The following is a 15,264-nucleotide window of genomic DNA, read 5'->3' as shown; positions in this document are numbered from 1 at the left end:
CGGCCTACACTCCACGGGCCCAGCAGACCGTGAGAGAGCGGACGCCGATGTCCGAGCACCACCCGCCGCGACGGCCCCCGCGCGAGACCGTCACCTACGCCTCGGCCCACCGCGGCGCAGTGCCGGGCCCCCGGCCCCAGCACGCCCCCGCCCGCTCCGAGATCAGCGAGCAGACCACCCTCGGCCACACCTATGTGCGCTCGCTGATGCGCAGCCAGCTCCGCGCCGCGCTCACCGCCCTCGCCGCGCTGGTCCTGCTCGTCGGCCCGCTGCCGCTGCTGCTCGCCCTGCCCGCCCCCGAGGCCGCCGTGTGGATCGCCCTCGGCGTCGGCGTCCACCCCCTCGTGTGGGCCGTCGCCCACTGGTACGTGCGCCGCGCCGAACGCAACGAACGCGACTTCACCCGCCTCGTCGAGCGGTGAACCCCGCCCCGTGAACCACAGCTACGCGATCGCCGCCGTCACCGCCGTCGTCCTCGCCACCGTCCTCATCGGCGCCCTCGGCCTGCGCATCTCCCGCACCACCTCCGACTTCTACGTGGCCTCCCGCACCGTCGGCCCCCGCCTCAACGCCGCCGCCATCAGCGGCGAGTACCTCTCCGCCGCCTCCTTCCTCGGCATCGCCGGACTCGTCCTCGTCCAGGGCCCCGACATGCTCTGGTACCCGGTCGGCTACACCGCCGGCTACCTCGTCCTGCTGCTCCTCGTCGCCGCCCCGCTGCGCCGCTCCGGCGCGTACACCCTCTCCGACTTCGCCGAGGCGCGGCTCGAATCGGCCCCGGTGCGCCGGCTCGCCAGCCTCTTCGTCGTCGGCGTCTGCTGGCTCTACCTGCTGCCGCAGCTCCAGGGCGCCGGACTCACCCTGGAGATCCTCACCGGCGCCCCCGACTGGGTCGGCGGCCTGCTCGTCGCCCTCGTCGTCACCGGCACCGTCGCCGCCGGCGGGATGCGCAGCATCACCTTCGTCCAGGCCTTCCAGTACTGGCTCAAGCTCACCGCCCTCCTCGTCCCGGTGCTCTTCCTCGCCGCCGCCTGGTACGGGGACGGCGCCCCGCGCGCCCGCTTCGACGCCCCCGCCGTCTTCCGCGCGCACACCAGCGTCCGCGTCGCCGAGACCGTACGCCTGGAGTCCGACGCCCCGCTCACCCTCGCCGTCACCGGCCGGGTCGACTCCCGGACGTACGCCGGTGAGCCCGTCACCCTCGCCCCCGGCACCCACCGCGTCGAGGCGGGCACCACCCTCGCCTTCCCCGAGGGCGCGCCCGTGCCGCGCCGCGCCGGCACCGGATCGGATCCCCTCGGCTGGTCCCAGCCGCTCGCCGGGAGCCGCGACGGGCACCAGCTGTACGCCACCTACGGGCTGATCCTCGCCACCTTCCTCGGCACCATGGGCCTGCCGCACGTCGCCGTCCGCTTCTACACCAGCCCGCACGGCCGCGCCGCCCGCCGCACCACCCTCGTCGTCCTCGGCCTGGTCGGCGTCTTCTACCTGATGCCGCCGCTGTACGGGGCGCTCGGCCGGATCTACGCCCCCGAACTCGCCCTGACCGGCGCCGCCGACGCCGCCGTGCTCGTGCTCCCCGAACGGATGCTCGGCGGGGTCCTCGGCGACCTGCTCGGCGCGCTCCTCGCGGGCGGCGCCTTCGCCGCGTTCCTCTCCACCGCCTCCGGGCTCACCATGTCCGTCGCGGGCGTGCTCACCCAGGACGTGCTGCCCGCCCGGGGCGTCCGGCACTTCCGGCTCGCCACCCTGCTGGCCACCGCCGTGCCGCTGGGCGTCGGCCTCGTCGCCTCCGCCGTGCCGGTCGCCGACGCCGTCGGCCTCGCCTTCGCCGTCTCCGCCTCCTCCTTCTGCCCGCTGCTCGTCCTCGGCATCTGGTGGCGCCGGCTCACCCCGCCCGGCGCCGCCGCCGGACTGCTGCTCGGCGGCGGCTCCGCGCTCGCCGCCGTCATGGCCACCCGCGCCGGACTGCCGGCCGCGGGCTGGCCGCACACCCTGATGGCCTGGCCCGCCGTCTGGTCGGTGCCGCTCGGCTTCCTCAGCATGGTCCTGGTCTCGCTCGCCACCCCGCGCCGGGTGCCGCCCGGGACCCCGGCGATCCTGGCCCGGCTGCACCTGCCCGAGGAACTCGGCATGGCCCGCAGGCCCGGACCGAAGGGGGCCGCGCGATGAGCGGCATCGCGCTGGCCGCGGCGGGCGCCGTCGCCGCCGTGCTGCTCACCGTCGGCTTCGTGCTCGGCCGGAGCACCGCCCGGCGCGGCCGGGGCCCGGCCGACGCGGGCCTCGGCAGCCCCGTCGAACGCGCCACCTTCCACACCCTGCACACCGCCTCGCTCGCCGCGCCCCCGCTGCGCGCAGGGCTCACCGGCGAGACCGCCGCCCGCGCCGTCGGACGGCTGCGCCCGCTGCTCGGCACCGAGGCGCTCTGTCTCACCGACCGCGCCGAGGTGCTCGCCTGGGACGGGCCCGGCGGCGCCCACCACCGGGAGCGGGTCGCCGGACTGGTCGCCGAGACCCTCGCCTCCGGCCGCAGCCGCTCCGTCCACACCGACCACGCCGACTGCCCCGACGACTCCTGCCCGCTGCGCTGGGCGGTGGTCGCCCCGCTGACCGGTGAGGACGGGGTGCTCGGCGCCCTCGTCGCGTACGGCTCGCGCGAGTCGGCGGTGCTGGTGCGCGCCGCCACCGAGGTGGCCCGCTGGGTCTCCGTCCAGCTCGAACTGGCCGAGCTCGACCGCTCCCGCACCCGGATCGTCGAGGCGGAGATCCGCGCCCTGCGCGCCCAGATCTCCCCGCACTTCATCTTCAACTCGCTCGCCGCCATCGCCTCGTTCGTCCGCACCGACCCCGAGCGGGCCCGCGAACTGCTGCTGGAGTTCGCCGACTTCACCCGCTACTCCTTCCGCAGGCACGGCGAGTTCGCCCGGCTCGCCGACGAACTGCGCTCCATCGAGCAGTACCTGGCGCTCGCCGGGGCCCGCTTCGGCGACCGGCTCACGGTCACCCTGCGGATCGCGCCCGAGGTGCTGACCGTGGCGCTGCCCTTCCTGTGCCTCCAGCCGCTGGTGGAGAACGCCGTCAAGCACGGCCTGGAGGACTCCGCCGACGGCTGCCGGATCGTCATCGCGGCCCAGGACGCGGGCGCCGAGGCGGTCGTCACCATCGAGGACGACGGGGTCGGCATGGACCCCGAGGAGCTGCGCGCCCTGCTGCGCGGCGAGCGCCCCGCCTCCTCGGGGATCGGCCTGAGCAACGTCGACGAGCGGCTGCGGCAGGTGTACGGGCCGGAGCACGGGCTCGTCATCGAGACCGGGCCCGGGGCCGGGATGAAGGTGACCGTGCGGCTGCCCAAGTACCGGCCCGGGGTGCACCCCGTGGTCTGAGCGCCCGGCGGCTCGGGCTCAGTACAGGTGCAGCGCGAGGTGGGCGAGGGCCACGCCCAGCTGCCAGGCGGGCAGCCACACCTGCCGCTCCTCGTCGATGGCGGCCGAGGGCGGCGCGGGCAGCGCGCCGGGCACCCCCGCGAGGTCGGCCAGGTCGGCGGCGCGCAGCTCGGTCGCGCGCAGCAGCCGCCAGGTGGCGCGGGCCAGCGCGAGGTCGGGGTCCGGTCCGTCCCCGTCGGCCGGCGCGGCGAGCCGGGCCTCGACCCAGTCGGTCCAGGGGTGGTCGTGGGCGGTGCGCCGCAGCCACTCGTCCACCCCGGCGCCCGCGAGGTGGACGGTCAGGGCCAAGGCCTGCCGCCCGGCGCGGAACTCCAGCGATCCCGGCTCGACGAGCCCGCTGGTGCGCAGCAGGTCGTCGGCGGCGTACTCGGCGCAGAGCCAGTCCATGGGGACGGCGAGCCCGCCCCCGCCGGCGCCGTTCGTGCTCTCGGGCAGCAACGCTCCACCTTCTCCCGGACGTCCCTCACGAGGCCCCGAGGACGAGCCTCCACCAGGAAGCACGTGCGCGGGGCGCACTTTGCTCAACTCGCCCGCGCGGTTCCGGATACGGTTCGCGCCACATCGGTGCAGGTGGGGGAGGTGTGACGGGGGTGAGAGAGGGGGCGTGGGCGCTCGCGCGGGTCAGCCGAGGAGCGCGTACACCGCCGTCGCGTGGGCGGCCGTCTCCTCGCTCCCCTCGGCGGTCATGGTGATGTCGGCGAAGGCCATCCGCTTGCCGGTCTTGGTGAGCCGGGCCCGCACCAGGACGTCCGCGCCGGCCACCGCGCGCTGGAAGCTGATGGACTGCTGGACCGTGGTCATCGGGACGAAGCCGCCGCGGGCGGCGGACACCGCGAGCACGGTCGCGGTGTCGGCCGCGGCCATCAGCGCCTGACCGGACAGCCCGCCGCCCTCCCGGGCGAGCCGTTCGGACCAGGGCAGCCGGAGCACGGCCCGGGCGCCCTCCGGGCCGTCCGCGCCGTGCACGGAGACCACGGTGAGCCCCAGGTCGCGCACCCAGGGGGCGAAGTTGTCGGCGAGGATCCGTTCGGCGGCGGCGGGAGTCAGCGTCACGGGATCATTGTGGGACGGCGGTCCGGGGCCGGGCAACGGTGCGCCGGGGCGGCCGGTAGCCGGTGAGGCGTCGTCCCAGCAGCCGCAGCGCGTAGTGCGAGCGGGACTTGACGGTGCCCGCCGGGATGCCGAGGTCGGCAGCCGCCTCGTTGACGGTCAGGCCGCGGAAGTAGAGCCGGACGAGGACCGCGCGGTGCTCCGGGCTGAGGTCGCGCACCGCGGCCCGGACGTCGAGGGCGGCGTCGGCGGATTCGGTGGCGTCGGCCGGGTCGGCGGTGACGGCGAGCGCCCCGTCGCCGATCTCGGCGGGGCGGGCGAGCCGGGAGCGGCGGGCGTCGATGGCGAGCCGCCGGGCCACCGTGAAGAGCCAGGGGCGCATCGACTCGTAGGGCGCGGCGAAGGCCTCGGGGTGCAGCCAGGCCCGGACCAGGGTCTCCTGGGCCAGGTCCTCGGCGCGCTGCCGGTCGCCGTGGGTCAGCTTGAGCAGGAAGGCGAGCAGCGCGGGCCCGTGCTCGGACTGGAGCTCCTTCAGGGTCCGCTCGTCGGTGGTTGCCGTGGTCATGGCCCGTATCCGAACGCATCCGGGCGGCGGGGGACAGGGAACGGACGGCGGCGTGCGACGAACGGTCGCACCGCGCGGTGAACGGTACGGCGAACGGACAGCCGGAGGCATTGCGTCCGATTCAGCGGGCTTTGCCGGGAAACGCGGCAATGACCCTTGACTGGGGCCATTGCCGAGGCTCAATTCAAAGGGATCAGATGCTCATCCTATGAACGGCTGGAGCTCGGCAGATGACCTCACGCACCCGACCCGGCGCGGCGGCCCTCGCCGCGCTCCTGCTCGCCGCGGCCACCGGCTGCGCCGCCCGCGACCACGCCCCGCCCGCCCCCGCCGCACCCAGCGGGCAGCCCCGCCACCCGGCCGCCCCCGGGGGCGCGTCCGCCCCCGCCGGCTTCACCCTCGTCGCCTCCGGGGACGTGCTGCCGCACGACTCGATCATCCGCCAGGCCGCCGCCGACGGGGGCGGCGCGGGCTACGACTTCCGCCCCATGTTCGCCGGTGTGAAACCCGTCGTCTCCCGCGCCGACCTGGCCATCTGTCACATGGAGACCGTCTACGGGGAGGACGGCGGACCCTACACCGGCTACCCCGCCTTCAAGTCGCCCCCCGAGATCGCCGCCGCGCTCAAGGCGACCGGCTACGACTCCTGCTCCACCGCCTCCAACCACACCCTCGACGACGGCGCCGACGGGCTCCGCCGCACCCTCGACGCCCTCGACAAGGCGGGCGTCCGGCACGCCGGGTCCGCCCGCACCGCCGCCGAGGCGGGCCGGCCCGCCCTGCTCAAGGCGGGCGGCGCCACCGTGGCCCAGCTCGCCTACACCTACGACACCAACGGCTATCCCATGCCCGAGGGGCAGCCCTGGGCCGTCCAGCTCCTCGACGAGCAGCGGATCGTCACCGACGCCCGGGCCGCCCGCCGGGCCGGGGCCGACGTCGTCGTGGTCTCCGTCCACTGGGGCACCGAGTGGCAGACCGAGCCCGACGAGCGCCAGCTCTCCCTCGGCCGCGCCCTCACCGCCTCGGCCACGGACGGGCGCCCCGACATCGACCTCGTCCTCGGCACCCACGCGCACGTGCCGCAGGCATACGAGAAGGTCAACGGCACCTGGATCGTCTACGGCATGGGCGACCAGATCGCCGGAGACATGATCAACTACGAGGGCGGCTACGACCGGCGCGGCAACCAGGGCACCCTCGCGCGCTTCACCTTCGCCCCGCCCGCCGCGCCCGGACGGCGCTGGGAGGTCGTCAAGGCCGAGTTCGTCCCCCAGCTCTTCGACACCGCACGCGGCCGGGTGGTCAACCTGAACGCGGCGATCCGCGCGGGCGAGGAGCAGTACACCGAGACCCGCGACACCCTCCGCGAGGTCGTCCTCGGCCGAGGCGCCGCCCGCGACGGCCTGGTCATGGGCGAATAGGGCCCCGGCCCGGTACACGCGATCCCGGCCCCGGCGCCGGCTCCTACGGCACCACCGTGACCGGCCAGCGGCCCGCCTTGACCAGGCGCACCGCGACCGAGCCCACGAACCGGTGCCCGGCCGACTCCGAGGCGCCCACGACGACCGCGTCCGCCTTCAGCTCGTCCGCGGCGGCCACCAGCCCCGCGTAGGCGTCCCCGCGGACGGTGTGGAACTCCCAGCGCACCCGCCAGATCTCCTTCACCCGCTCGGCCGACTCGCGGATGTCGGCGACCAGCCCCTCCGCGATCTCCTCCGTGGTCCCGGCGACCGGCGCGCCCAGCGCCGCGCCCGCCGTGATCAGCGGCTGCACGTAGACCAGGGCCAGCAGGGCGTTCTGCCGCCGGGCCAGACCGGCCGCGTAGGAGACCGCGCGCAGGGAGGACTCCGAGCCGTCCACCCCGGCCACGATCACCTTCGGGCCGTCGGTACCTCGTTCGTAACCACTCACCCTCCGAGGCTATCGGCTCATCGAGTGCTTTCCGCCGGGCCGCCGGTGTCGCTGAGAAGCCCGCACGCCCCGCCGTACGAACCATTGGCCATGAAAAACGATGAGAAGCCCGTCGGGCGGCGGTCGCTGCTGCGGCTCGCCGCCGCCCTCGGCGCCACGGCCACGGTCGGGGTCTTCGCGGCCGACCGCCTGAGCGGACCGGAGGCCGGGCCGGTGGCCGGGGCCGCGCCCCCGGCGTCCCCGGCGCCCCCGGCCCGCCCGGCGGGCGCACCCGGCGCGCAGGCGCAGTCCCGGCTGCGGCCCGCCGCCTACCGCCTCCAGCCGATGACCGGCTACGCGCCCCCGGCCTTCCGGCGCGCGGTCCCGCCCGTGCGCACCCGCCCCTTCCTCCATCTCACCGGCGTCGGGCGCTCGATGGTGCTCACCTTCGACGACGGGCCCGACCCCCGCTACACCCCGGACATCCTGGCCGTCCTGCGCGCCCACGGCTGCCGGGCGATGTTCTTCGTCTGCGGCGAGATGGCCGTGGACAACCAGGACCTGCTCAAGGAGATGGCCGCCGACGGGCACGTGGTCGGCAACCACTCCTGGTCCCACCCGCTGATCCCGAAGCTGCGCCCCTCCCGGATCCGCCAGGAGCTCGGCTCCACCAGCGAGGTGATCGAACGGGCCCTGGGCGCCCCACCGCTCTGGTACCGGGCGCCGTACGGGGCCTGGAACCGGCACTCGTTCGAGATCGGCGCGGAGCTCGGCATGGAGCCGATGGCCTGGACCGTGGACACCCTGGACTGGCAGGAGCCGCCCACCGACTCCATCGTGCGCCGGGTCCTCGACGGCGCCGGGCCGGGGGTCGTCGTGCTCAACCACGACGCGGGCGGCGACCGGGCGCACAGCGTGGCCGCGCTCCGGCGCTACCTTCCCGCCCTCCTCGACGCGGGCTACAGCATCACCGTCCCGCGCCGCTGAGCGCGCGGGGGCCCCGGCACGTTCCCGCGTGCCGGGGCCCCCGCGTCCGGGCTGTCCGGGGTCAGCGCGTGCTCACCATCCGGGCGTAGACGACCACGTTGCCGTCGTAGCCGCGGGCCCGCGAGTAGCCGCCGCCGCAGGTGATCACCCGCAGTTCGGGCTCGCCGGTGTCCGCGTAGACCTGGACGCCGGGGAAGTCGTCCTTGGCGTACACCTCCACGCCGTAGATCTCGAAGACCGCCACCCGGCCGTCGTAGCGCTCGACCTCGACGTGCTGCCCCTTCTGGAGCGAGCCGAGGCCGTAGAAGACGGCGGGGCCCGCCATGTTGTCGACGTGCCCCACCACCACCGCGGTGCCGCGCTGGCCCGGCGCGATGCCGTTCTGGTACCAGCCGGCGAGATTGGCGTCCTGGGCCGGGGGCGCGGCGATCCAGCCGTTCGGGTCGAGCCCCACGTCCATGATCGGGGCGGCCACCCGGAGCGCCGGGATCCTGATCCGGGAGGCGGGGGCGAAGGGCAGCGGCTGGAGCCCGGCGGCCGCGGTCGGAGCGGGGCCGACGGGACGGGTGACCGGGCGGGCCGCGGCGGTGGGCTGCGGGGGACCCGACTCGAAGCCGGCGCCGTTGCGCATCATCGCCAGGCCGGACAGCATGACCAGGGCCAGGGCGCCCCAGGGTTGGCGTCTCCTGGCCGCGTCGAGGACGCTGAAGTCCTTGGTCCTCATGGTTCTCCCTTCGTGGGCGTCACGGGAACGGTAAGGGGGCGCCGGGGGACCGGCGATCGGGGCGGGGCGAACGGGTGTCGGCCGTCGGGGCGGGGGCGTCCGGGTGATGCCCCATCCGAGTAATCGTCAGATGATCCGTCTGACGGTGCGTGACCTGCGGAACCGTCAGCCGGGGACCCCCGTTCGGCCGGTGCCCCGGCTCACCGGGGTGGCCCAAAGCCGACATGCGGCACGGTGTCCCTCTTGTGATGGTTCGTCATGGAAGGCGTACTCGTCGAATCTCCCGGAGCACCGCTTTGGGGCGTCTTCCACTGGAGGTTCACCATGCGTGCTGCACGCACTCTGGCGGTGACGGCGACCGCGTTCGCGGCGCTCGGGCTCGCGGCCCCCCTCGCCACCGCCACCAACGGGCCGACCAACGTGCAGGTCAATCCGTTCGACGTCCACGCGGGCTCGACGATCACCATCACGGCCAAGGGCTGCGGCCACGGAGGCACCGTCACGTCGAACGCGTTCCCCGAGACCAACCTCTCGGTGAACTCCAACGGTCTCTCCAGCGCGATCGCCCGCGTCTACAACAACGCCACGCCCGGCAGCTACAACCTCGCGGTCAAGTGCAGCGACAACAGCAACGTCGTCACGCACCAGTTCCGCGTGCTGCCGGGCCGCGGTTCGCAGGGCGGCCTCGGCGGCTCGCTCGCCCCGAGCTCCACCGAGATGGCGGTCGGCGGCAGCCTGGTCGCCGCGGCCGCGCTGGGCGGCGGCCTCTTCATCGCCCGCCGCCGCCGCACGTCCGGCGCGGGGGTCTGACCGGCCGCACCTCCCGGCCGGACCGCAACGCCCGTCGCCCCCGAGTCCTTGTCCAGGACCCGGGGGCGACGGGCGTGCGGGGCGCGGGCGGCGCGGGGACGCGCCGTCAATGGCGCCGGTCCGCGGCGGACCGGCGCCGCACGACGAGCACCACCCCGGTGGCCGCGGCCAGCACCATCGCCCCGCCGGCCGCGAGCGTCCAGGTGTCCGCCGGGCCGAAGGAGCCGCCGAGGCCGCCCTGCACCCCGCGCGGCGGGGTCAGCAGCGTGGAGCGCGCGGTGGGCGTCGGGCTCGCGCCCCCGCTGATGGTCAGGTCGACGGTGCCGGAGACCCCGCCGGTGCAGTTGAACGAGACGGTGTAGACGGCACCGCGCTTGGCGTCGGAGTCCACGCTCGCGGTCGCGGCCGAGCCCGGCGCGATCGTGACCGTGTCGAAGATGCCCGCCGACGCCGTCGCCGTACTCGCGCAGCCCGGGGCGCTCAGGGTGATCCTGCCGCCCGGGGCGACGGTCCCGGGGGAGATGACGAAGTCGCCCGCCTGCCGGGCGCGCGGTGCCTGCGGCCGGGGCGCTCCCGGAGGTCCGTCGGCGGCGACGGCGAGCGGGGCGGCCAGGGCGAGGGCGGCCGCTCCCAGCAGCACGGTGGACGCGGCACGTATCGCGCGCATGGTGGTTCCTCCGGGTCCCCGAGGAGCAGCCGCGGAAGGGCCTTCCGCGCATCGGACGACATGCACCTCGATGCCCGAAACGCTAGGAGCGCCCTACCACAGCCGCGATCCCAGACGTGCGAATGGGGCACCGATGTCCCCCGCCCGGCCTACGACGGCCGCCCCGGTCAGCCGGTGAGCTGCGGGAACAGGTCGAGGAACGGCGCGGCGGTCGCCGCGATGCCCCGACCGAAGGGCGCGTCGAAGTCCCAGATGAGGAAGAGCAGGAACGCGATCAGCGCACTGAACAGCCCCGCCAGCAGGAGCTCCTTGCCGGTGCGCCGGATCTGGAGCGTGAAGATGAGGCCGACGGTGACCAGGGCGCCGATGATCAGGCCGAACCAGACCACGCCCGGCATCGTGTCCCCGGCGCTCTGCCCGCGCGCCCCGCGCGCGTCGTCGGCGACGCCGACCTGGTCCACCAGCGGCTGGTACGCCTGGCCCTCGAAGTCGTTCGCGGGCCGGTAGTCGGTGACGCTGCGCCGCACCTTCTCCATGAGCCGCGTGCCCTCGTCGCTGAGCTCGCCGTGCTCGGTCATGTGCGGGAACTCGTCCTGGACGACGTACCGGACGTACGTGTCGACGTCGGAGCGGATCCGTTCGCGGGCGGCCACGGGGTACACCTCGGCGCGCGCGGAGATCTCGTGCAGGGCCTGTGCCTCCTGGCGCACGGTCTCCTGGGCGGCGCTGCGGGCCTCCCAGACGCCGGCGATGGCGAGGCCGAGGACGATGGCGTAGACCACGCCGATCATCATCGTCATGTATTCGATGACGTCGGGGGTCTCGCTGGGGTCGTCGTCCTCCGGGAGCTTCCGGTTGTTGATGATGACGATGGTCAGGACGACCGCGCAGGCGGCGGCCATCGCGATGGTCAGGACGAGCCATTCGGACAAGGTTTCCTCCGTTGGCCGAGCGCGGGGCTCAGCGGGAACCGCGCGGGCGCAGGATCGCGGTCGCGATCACGGCCGGGGCGGTGATGAGCAGGGTCGTGGTGATGACGTTCGGGGCGCTCTTCGGCTTGGCCCGCGCGGCGCGCTGGTAGTGCGGCAGGGCCACGGGCGCGGGCGGGCGGGGGCGCAGGGTCGGGGTGGGGGAAGGTTTCGGCGGAGCGGGCGGCTCGGCGCGCGGGGTCGTCGGCGCGGGCGTCGGCGCGGGGGCGGGCGGCGGCACGGTCCGCACGGGCGGCCGGGGCGTGGGCGGCGGAGGCGTGGGCTTCGGCGGCGGGGGAGGCGGTGGTGGCGTCGGCTTCGGGGTCGGGGTCGGGGTCGGAGTCGGAGTCGGGGTCGGAGTCGGTGTCGGGGTGGGGGTCGGTTCCGGCGGGCAGGTCGGGTGCGGGGGGTGCGTGGGATGCGGTGGGTGGGGCCAGTGAGTTGGGTGGGTCGGATGGGGATGAGGTGGATGGGGATGGTGGGTGGGGCGGCAGTGGCCCCATCCGGCGACGGCGACCGAGGTGTTCGAACCATCGGATCCCGTCGTGGCGGAGGCGCAGGCGTCGGCGGCGACGGGCACCGGTGTGGCGAGGAGCCACACGAGCGCCCCGGCCGCCAGGGGCCGCGCGAGGAGCGATCCGTACGGTGACAACAGAGACACGCCGAGCAGCATGATCACGGAAATCGGGCCGTAGGCCCGGAACGGCTCCGGATTCCCCGGATGGAGGGGTTTTCCGGGTGTACGCGTTTGACGTTTCCCCTGTCGGTGTCGACCTGTTGGTGCGGACTGGTCCGCAAGGGGGCGAAGTTGCCGGATATTAGGCCCTCTTGGGGCCTGTTGGGGGTGATTGTTCCGGAGTGGCCGGCAGGGGCGCGGGGCGTGCGGACCGGTGGCCGGTTGTCGCCCCCCGGCGGCGCGGGCGGGGGGTTCCGGGGCCGGTCCGGCCGACGCGGGAACCGCGCACGACCATATGCACGTGAATTTGCACGGGCCGAAGGCGCGAACTCTTCTGTCGTCCGTGCACGTGCCAATGGCGTGTGACCAAGAACGGATCGCGAATTTCCGTTTCTGCTCGCTCTCCAGGCAAGCGATCAGTAGCCTCAGCTCGAACGTCGGCCGCGAACACTTGGCCGTATCCCCGTGGCGACTTGTTGGAGACTTTGATGGAGCGTCCCGCCTGGGCTCCGCCCGGCATCGATATATCGGTGCCGAGCGTGTCCCGTATGTACGACTTCTATCTGGGCGGCTCGCACAATTTCGAAGTGGACCGGGAAGCGGCCCGCAAGGCCATGGAGTTCATGCCGGGACTGCCCAAGATCATGCAGGCGAACCGCGCCTTCATGCGCCGGGCCGTGCGGTACGCGGTGGACAACGACGTCACGCAGTTTCTCGACATCGGCTCGGGCATACCGACCTTCGGCAACGTCCACGAGGTCGCCCAGGCCGCCAGCGGCTCCGCCCGCGTCGTCTACGTCGACCACGACCCGGTGGCCGTCGCCCACAGCCGGGCCGTGCTCGCGGGTGACGACCGCTCGGCCGTGCTCGCCGCCGACCTGCGCAAGCCCGCCGAGATCCTGGACAGTCCTGAGGTCGGCGAACTCCTCGACCTGGAGCGGCCGGTGGCCCTGCTCCTGGTCGCCGTGCTGCACTTCCTGGAGGACGCCGAGGACCCCGCCGCCCTCGTCGCCGAACTGCTCGCCGGGCTCGCCCCCGGCAGCCTGCTCATCCTCACCCACGCCTCCTACGAGGGCATCCCGCTGCCGCCCGAACGGGCCGGCGGCACGGTCGGCGTCTACCGGGACATCCGCAGCCCGCTCGTCATGCGCTCGCGCGAGGAGATCGCCCGCTTCTTCGACGGCACCGAACTCGTCGCCCCCGGGCTGGTGTCGATGCCGCACTGGCGGCCCGACGCACCCGAAGAGGAGGAGGACCCCTACGCCTTCTCCGGGTTCGCAGGGGTGGGGCGCACGGCGTGAAGGTCCCGCCCGAGCAGGCCGGCTCCGTCGCCGACGCCGACGGTCCCGAGAACAGACTCAGACGGTTCGTGACCATCTGGAGCAGGGCCGTCTTCCCGGTCACCGCGACCTCGCTGACCCGGCAGGAGTTCGAGGGCCATCTGCTGCCGCTGGCCCGCGAGTTGAGCGCCGCGCTGCGAGCCAGGCCGTTCGACACCGCGCCCGCGCACCGGGTCGGCCAGGCCCTGATCGCCGCACACTGCACCGACCCGGACGCGCTGGCCCGCAGCCTCGGCGTCGTCGACGCCTATCTGGTGCTGTACTGCGCCGACGACCCGGACGTCGCCGGCGCGGGCGCCGAGGAGCTGCGGGCCCGCTGCTCCCGGCTCCAGCACGCCATGGCCGCCGGTTTCGCCCAGGCGCTGCGCGAGCGGACGCTGAACGAGCAGGAGACCATCGCGCACTCGGCGCTCTCCGCCCGCAGCGCCGCCGAACTCGCCCTGCACGCCACCGAGAGCCGCTTCCGCGCGGTCTTCGAGGGCGCGGCGATCGGCATCGGCATCGCCGACCTCGACGGCAACGTCCTGGAGGTCAACGAGACCCTGACCCGGATGTTCGGCGGCCTCGAACAGCACGTCCTCAGCCGCAACATCGCCGAGTGGTCGCACCCGGAGGACGGCCCCCACGTCTGGCGCCTGTACGACGAGCTGGTGCGCGGCGAGCGCGAGCACTACCGGGTGGAGAAGCCGTACTACCGAGGCGACGGCACCGTGCTGTGGACCAACCTCACCGTCTCGCTGCTGCGCGACGCCGCCGGGGTGCCCCGCTATCAGCTCGCGCTGATGGAGGACACCACCGAACGGCGGCTGCTCAACCTGCGGTTGCGGTACGAGGCCACCCACGACGCGCTGACCGGGCTGCCCAACCGGACGCTGTTCTTCGAGCGCCTGGAGAAGACGCTGGCCCCGGGCGACGGGCGCTTCGGCCTGTGCTACCTGGACCTCGACGGCTTCAAGGTGGTCAACGACAGCCTCGGCCACGCCACCGGCGACCGGCTGCTGGTCGAGGTGGCCGACCGGCTCCAGGGCTCCGTGAAGGCGCCCGGCGAGATGGTGGCCCGGCTCGGCGGCGACGAGTTCGTCGCGCTGACCACCGGCTCCGACAGCGAGCACAAGGTCGCCGAGCTCGCCGACCGGATGCTCGGCGCGCTCGCCGCCCCGATCCGCGTCGACGGCCGCGAACTGACGGTGCGCGGCAGCGTCGGCGTGGTGGAGGGCCCGGTGGGGGAGCGGACCGCGGCCGAGGTGCTGCGCAGCGCCGACATCACCATGTACCGGGCCAAGTCGGCGGGCGGCAACCGTTTCGAGTTCGCCGACGCCGAGGCCGACGCCCGCGCCATCACCCGGCACGGGCTCACCACCGCGCTGCCCGCGGCCCTGGAGCGGGGCGAGTTCTTCATCGAGTACCAGCCGCTGGTCCACCTGGACGACGGCAGCGTGCACGGTGCCGAGGCGCTGGTGCGCTGGTGCCACCCGCAGCACGGGGTGCTCGGCCCGGACCGCTTCATCCCGCTCGCCGAGAACACCGGGCTCATCGTGCCGCTGGGCCGCTGGGTGCTCGAAGAGGCCGTGCGGCAGGCCCGGTTCTGGCAGGCCCGGCACGCCGACGGCGGCCCGCTGCGGATCAACGTCAACCTCTCGCCGACCCAGCTGCACCACCCCCGGCTCGTCGCCGACACCGTCGACGTGCTGGAGCGCTCCGGGCTCGAAGCGGGCGCGCTGTGCCTGGAGGTGACGGAGTCGGCACTCATCGGCGCGGACGACGACCTGCTCAAGCCGCTGCGGCAGCTCGCCGACATGGGCGTGGACATCGCGCTCGACGACTTCGGCACCGGCTACTCCAACCTCGCCAACCTGCGCCGGCTGCCGGTGAGCGTGCTCAAGCTGGACCGCTCCTTCACGCAGGGGATGCAGCAGCACCCGGTGGACCCGGTCGACCTCAAGATCGTCGAGGGGATCGTCCAGCTGGCCCACAGCCTGGAGCTGGCCGTCACGGTCGAGGGCGTGGAGACCGGGGCGCAGGCCCAGCAGCTGCGCGAGCTCGGCTGCGACACGGCCCAGGGCTGGTACTACGCCCGCCCCGGCGCCCCGGACCGGATCCACTCGCTGGTCCTGGCGGACGCGGTGTAGGGCGGACGCGGCGGG

At 74.4% G+C, this 15,264-nt stretch carries 16 protein-coding genes; 8 read left to right on the top strand and 8 right to left on the bottom strand.

From position 1 onward, the window contains the following. The first annotated feature begins 47 nt into the window (after nt 1–47). From ACZ6J5_RS10405 to ACZ6J5_RS10395, 3 genes are read left to right on the top strand one after another with little or no spacing between them, the layout of a single operon-like run. On the top strand, nt 48–422 hold the full coding sequence (locus ACZ6J5_RS10405) for a hypothetical protein (RefSeq protein ID WP_469389798.1): 375 nt from the start codon (nt 48–50) through the stop codon (nt 420–422). A gap of 10 nt (nt 423–432) precedes the next feature. Continuing rightward, nucleotides 433–2,172: a sodium/solute symporter gene (locus tag ACZ6J5_RS10400; protein WP_469389796.1), complete on the top strand. Its 1,740-nt coding sequence runs from the start codon at nt 433–435 to the stop codon at nt 2,170–2,172. Continuing rightward, nucleotides 2,169–3,383: a sensor histidine kinase gene (locus ACZ6J5_RS10395; RefSeq protein ID WP_469389795.1), complete on the top strand. Its 1,215-nt coding sequence runs from the start codon at nt 2,169–2,171 to the stop codon at nt 3,381–3,383. The genes ACZ6J5_RS10400 and ACZ6J5_RS10395 overlap by 4 nt, the downstream gene beginning before the upstream one ends. 18 nt (nt 3,384–3,401) lie before the next feature. Here the strand turns inward: ACZ6J5_RS10395 and ACZ6J5_RS10390 are convergent, their stop codons facing one another. From ACZ6J5_RS10390 to ACZ6J5_RS10380, 3 genes are all read right to left on the bottom strand, one after another. Further along, entirely contained in the window at nt 3,402–3,881 is a 480-nt protein-coding gene (locus ACZ6J5_RS10390; RefSeq protein WP_469389793.1) for a hypothetical protein, read from the bottom strand. Nucleotides 3,882–4,064: 183 nt separating this feature from the next. After that, entirely contained in the window at nt 4,065–4,496 is a 432-nt protein-coding gene (locus tag ACZ6J5_RS10385) for a PaaI family thioesterase (protein ID WP_469389791.1), read from the bottom strand. Nucleotides 4,497–4,500: 4 nt separating this feature from the next. Beyond that, nucleotides 4,501–5,058 (bottom strand): sigma-70 family RNA polymerase sigma factor, encoded by a 558-nt coding sequence (locus ACZ6J5_RS10380; protein WP_469389789.1) that lies wholly within the window; start codon nt 5,056–5,058, stop codon nt 4,501–4,503. Nucleotides 5,059–5,288: 230 nt separating this feature from the next. Between ACZ6J5_RS10380 and ACZ6J5_RS10375 the strand changes: the two genes are divergently transcribed. Then, nucleotides 5,289–6,479, top strand: coding sequence for a CapA family protein (locus tag ACZ6J5_RS10375; protein WP_469389787.1), 1,191 nt, complete (start codon nt 5,289–5,291; stop codon nt 6,477–6,479). A 43-nt stretch (nt 6,480–6,522) separates the two neighbouring features. Here ACZ6J5_RS10375 and ACZ6J5_RS10370 read toward each other — a convergent pair whose 3' ends face one another. After that, complete coding sequence (locus ACZ6J5_RS10370; RefSeq protein WP_469389785.1) at nt 6,523–6,969, bottom strand: universal stress protein; 447 nt, start codon at nt 6,967–6,969, stop codon at nt 6,523–6,525. Between the two features lie 90 nt (nt 6,970–7,059). Here ACZ6J5_RS10370 and ACZ6J5_RS10365 point away from each other — a divergent pair, with 90 nt between their 5' ends. Further along, nucleotides 7,060–7,935 carry a polysaccharide deacetylase family protein gene (locus tag ACZ6J5_RS10365; protein WP_469389783.1) on the top strand — a complete coding sequence of 292 codons (876 nt, stop codon included), beginning with the start codon at nt 7,060–7,062 and terminating at the stop codon, nt 7,933–7,935. Nucleotides 7,936–7,996: 61 nt separating this feature from the next. On the opposite strand, the gene ACZ6J5_RS10360 is transcribed toward ACZ6J5_RS10365, so the two are convergent. Then, nucleotides 7,997–8,659: a class F sortase gene (locus tag ACZ6J5_RS10360; protein WP_469389781.1), complete on the bottom strand. Its 663-nt coding sequence runs from the start codon at nt 8,657–8,659 to the stop codon at nt 7,997–7,999. 324 nt (nt 8,660–8,983) lie between these two features. On the opposite strand from ACZ6J5_RS10360, the gene ACZ6J5_RS10355 reads away from it, so the two are divergent. After that, nucleotides 8,984–9,469: a hypothetical protein gene (locus ACZ6J5_RS10355; protein WP_469389779.1), complete on the top strand. Its 486-nt coding sequence runs from the start codon at nt 8,984–8,986 to the stop codon at nt 9,467–9,469. A gap of 106 nt (nt 9,470–9,575) precedes the next feature. Here ACZ6J5_RS10355 and ACZ6J5_RS10350 read toward each other — a convergent pair whose 3' ends face one another. The 3 genes from ACZ6J5_RS10350 to ACZ6J5_RS10340 form a co-directional block, all read right to left on the bottom strand. Next, the gene (locus ACZ6J5_RS10350; protein WP_469389777.1) at nt 9,576–10,136 is read right to left on the bottom strand and encodes a hypothetical protein; all 561 of its coding nucleotides are present in this window, start codon (nt 10,134–10,136) and stop codon (nt 9,576–9,578) included. Nucleotides 10,137–10,303: 167 nt separating this feature from the next. Continuing rightward, nucleotides 10,304–11,068, bottom strand: a complete 765-nt coding sequence (locus tag ACZ6J5_RS10345; protein WP_469389776.1) for a bestrophin-like domain — start codon at nt 11,066–11,068, stop codon at nt 10,304–10,306. 28 nt (nt 11,069–11,096) lie between these two features. Further along, entirely contained in the window at nt 11,097–11,345 is a 249-nt protein-coding gene (locus ACZ6J5_RS10340) for a hypothetical protein (protein WP_469389774.1), read from the bottom strand. A 923-nt stretch (nt 11,346–12,268) separates the two neighbouring features. On the opposite strand from ACZ6J5_RS10340, the gene ACZ6J5_RS10335 reads away from it, so the two are divergent. Further along, nucleotides 12,269–13,081 (top strand): SAM-dependent methyltransferase, encoded by an 813-nt coding sequence (locus ACZ6J5_RS10335; protein WP_469389772.1) that lies wholly within the window; start codon nt 12,269–12,271, stop codon nt 13,079–13,081. Further along, complete coding sequence (locus tag ACZ6J5_RS10330) at nt 13,078–15,249, top strand: putative bifunctional diguanylate cyclase/phosphodiesterase (RefSeq protein WP_469389770.1); 2,172 nt, start codon at nt 13,078–13,080, stop codon at nt 15,247–15,249. Before ACZ6J5_RS10335 ends, ACZ6J5_RS10330 begins: the two co-directional genes overlap by 4 nt. Nucleotides 15,250–15,264: the final 15 nt, after the last annotated feature.

It is taken from the genome of Streptomyces sp. NPDC042100 (genome assembly GCF_055582325.1).
Note: the sequence above shows the minus strand (reverse complement) of the source record. Positions and strands in the feature narration are given on the sequence as shown.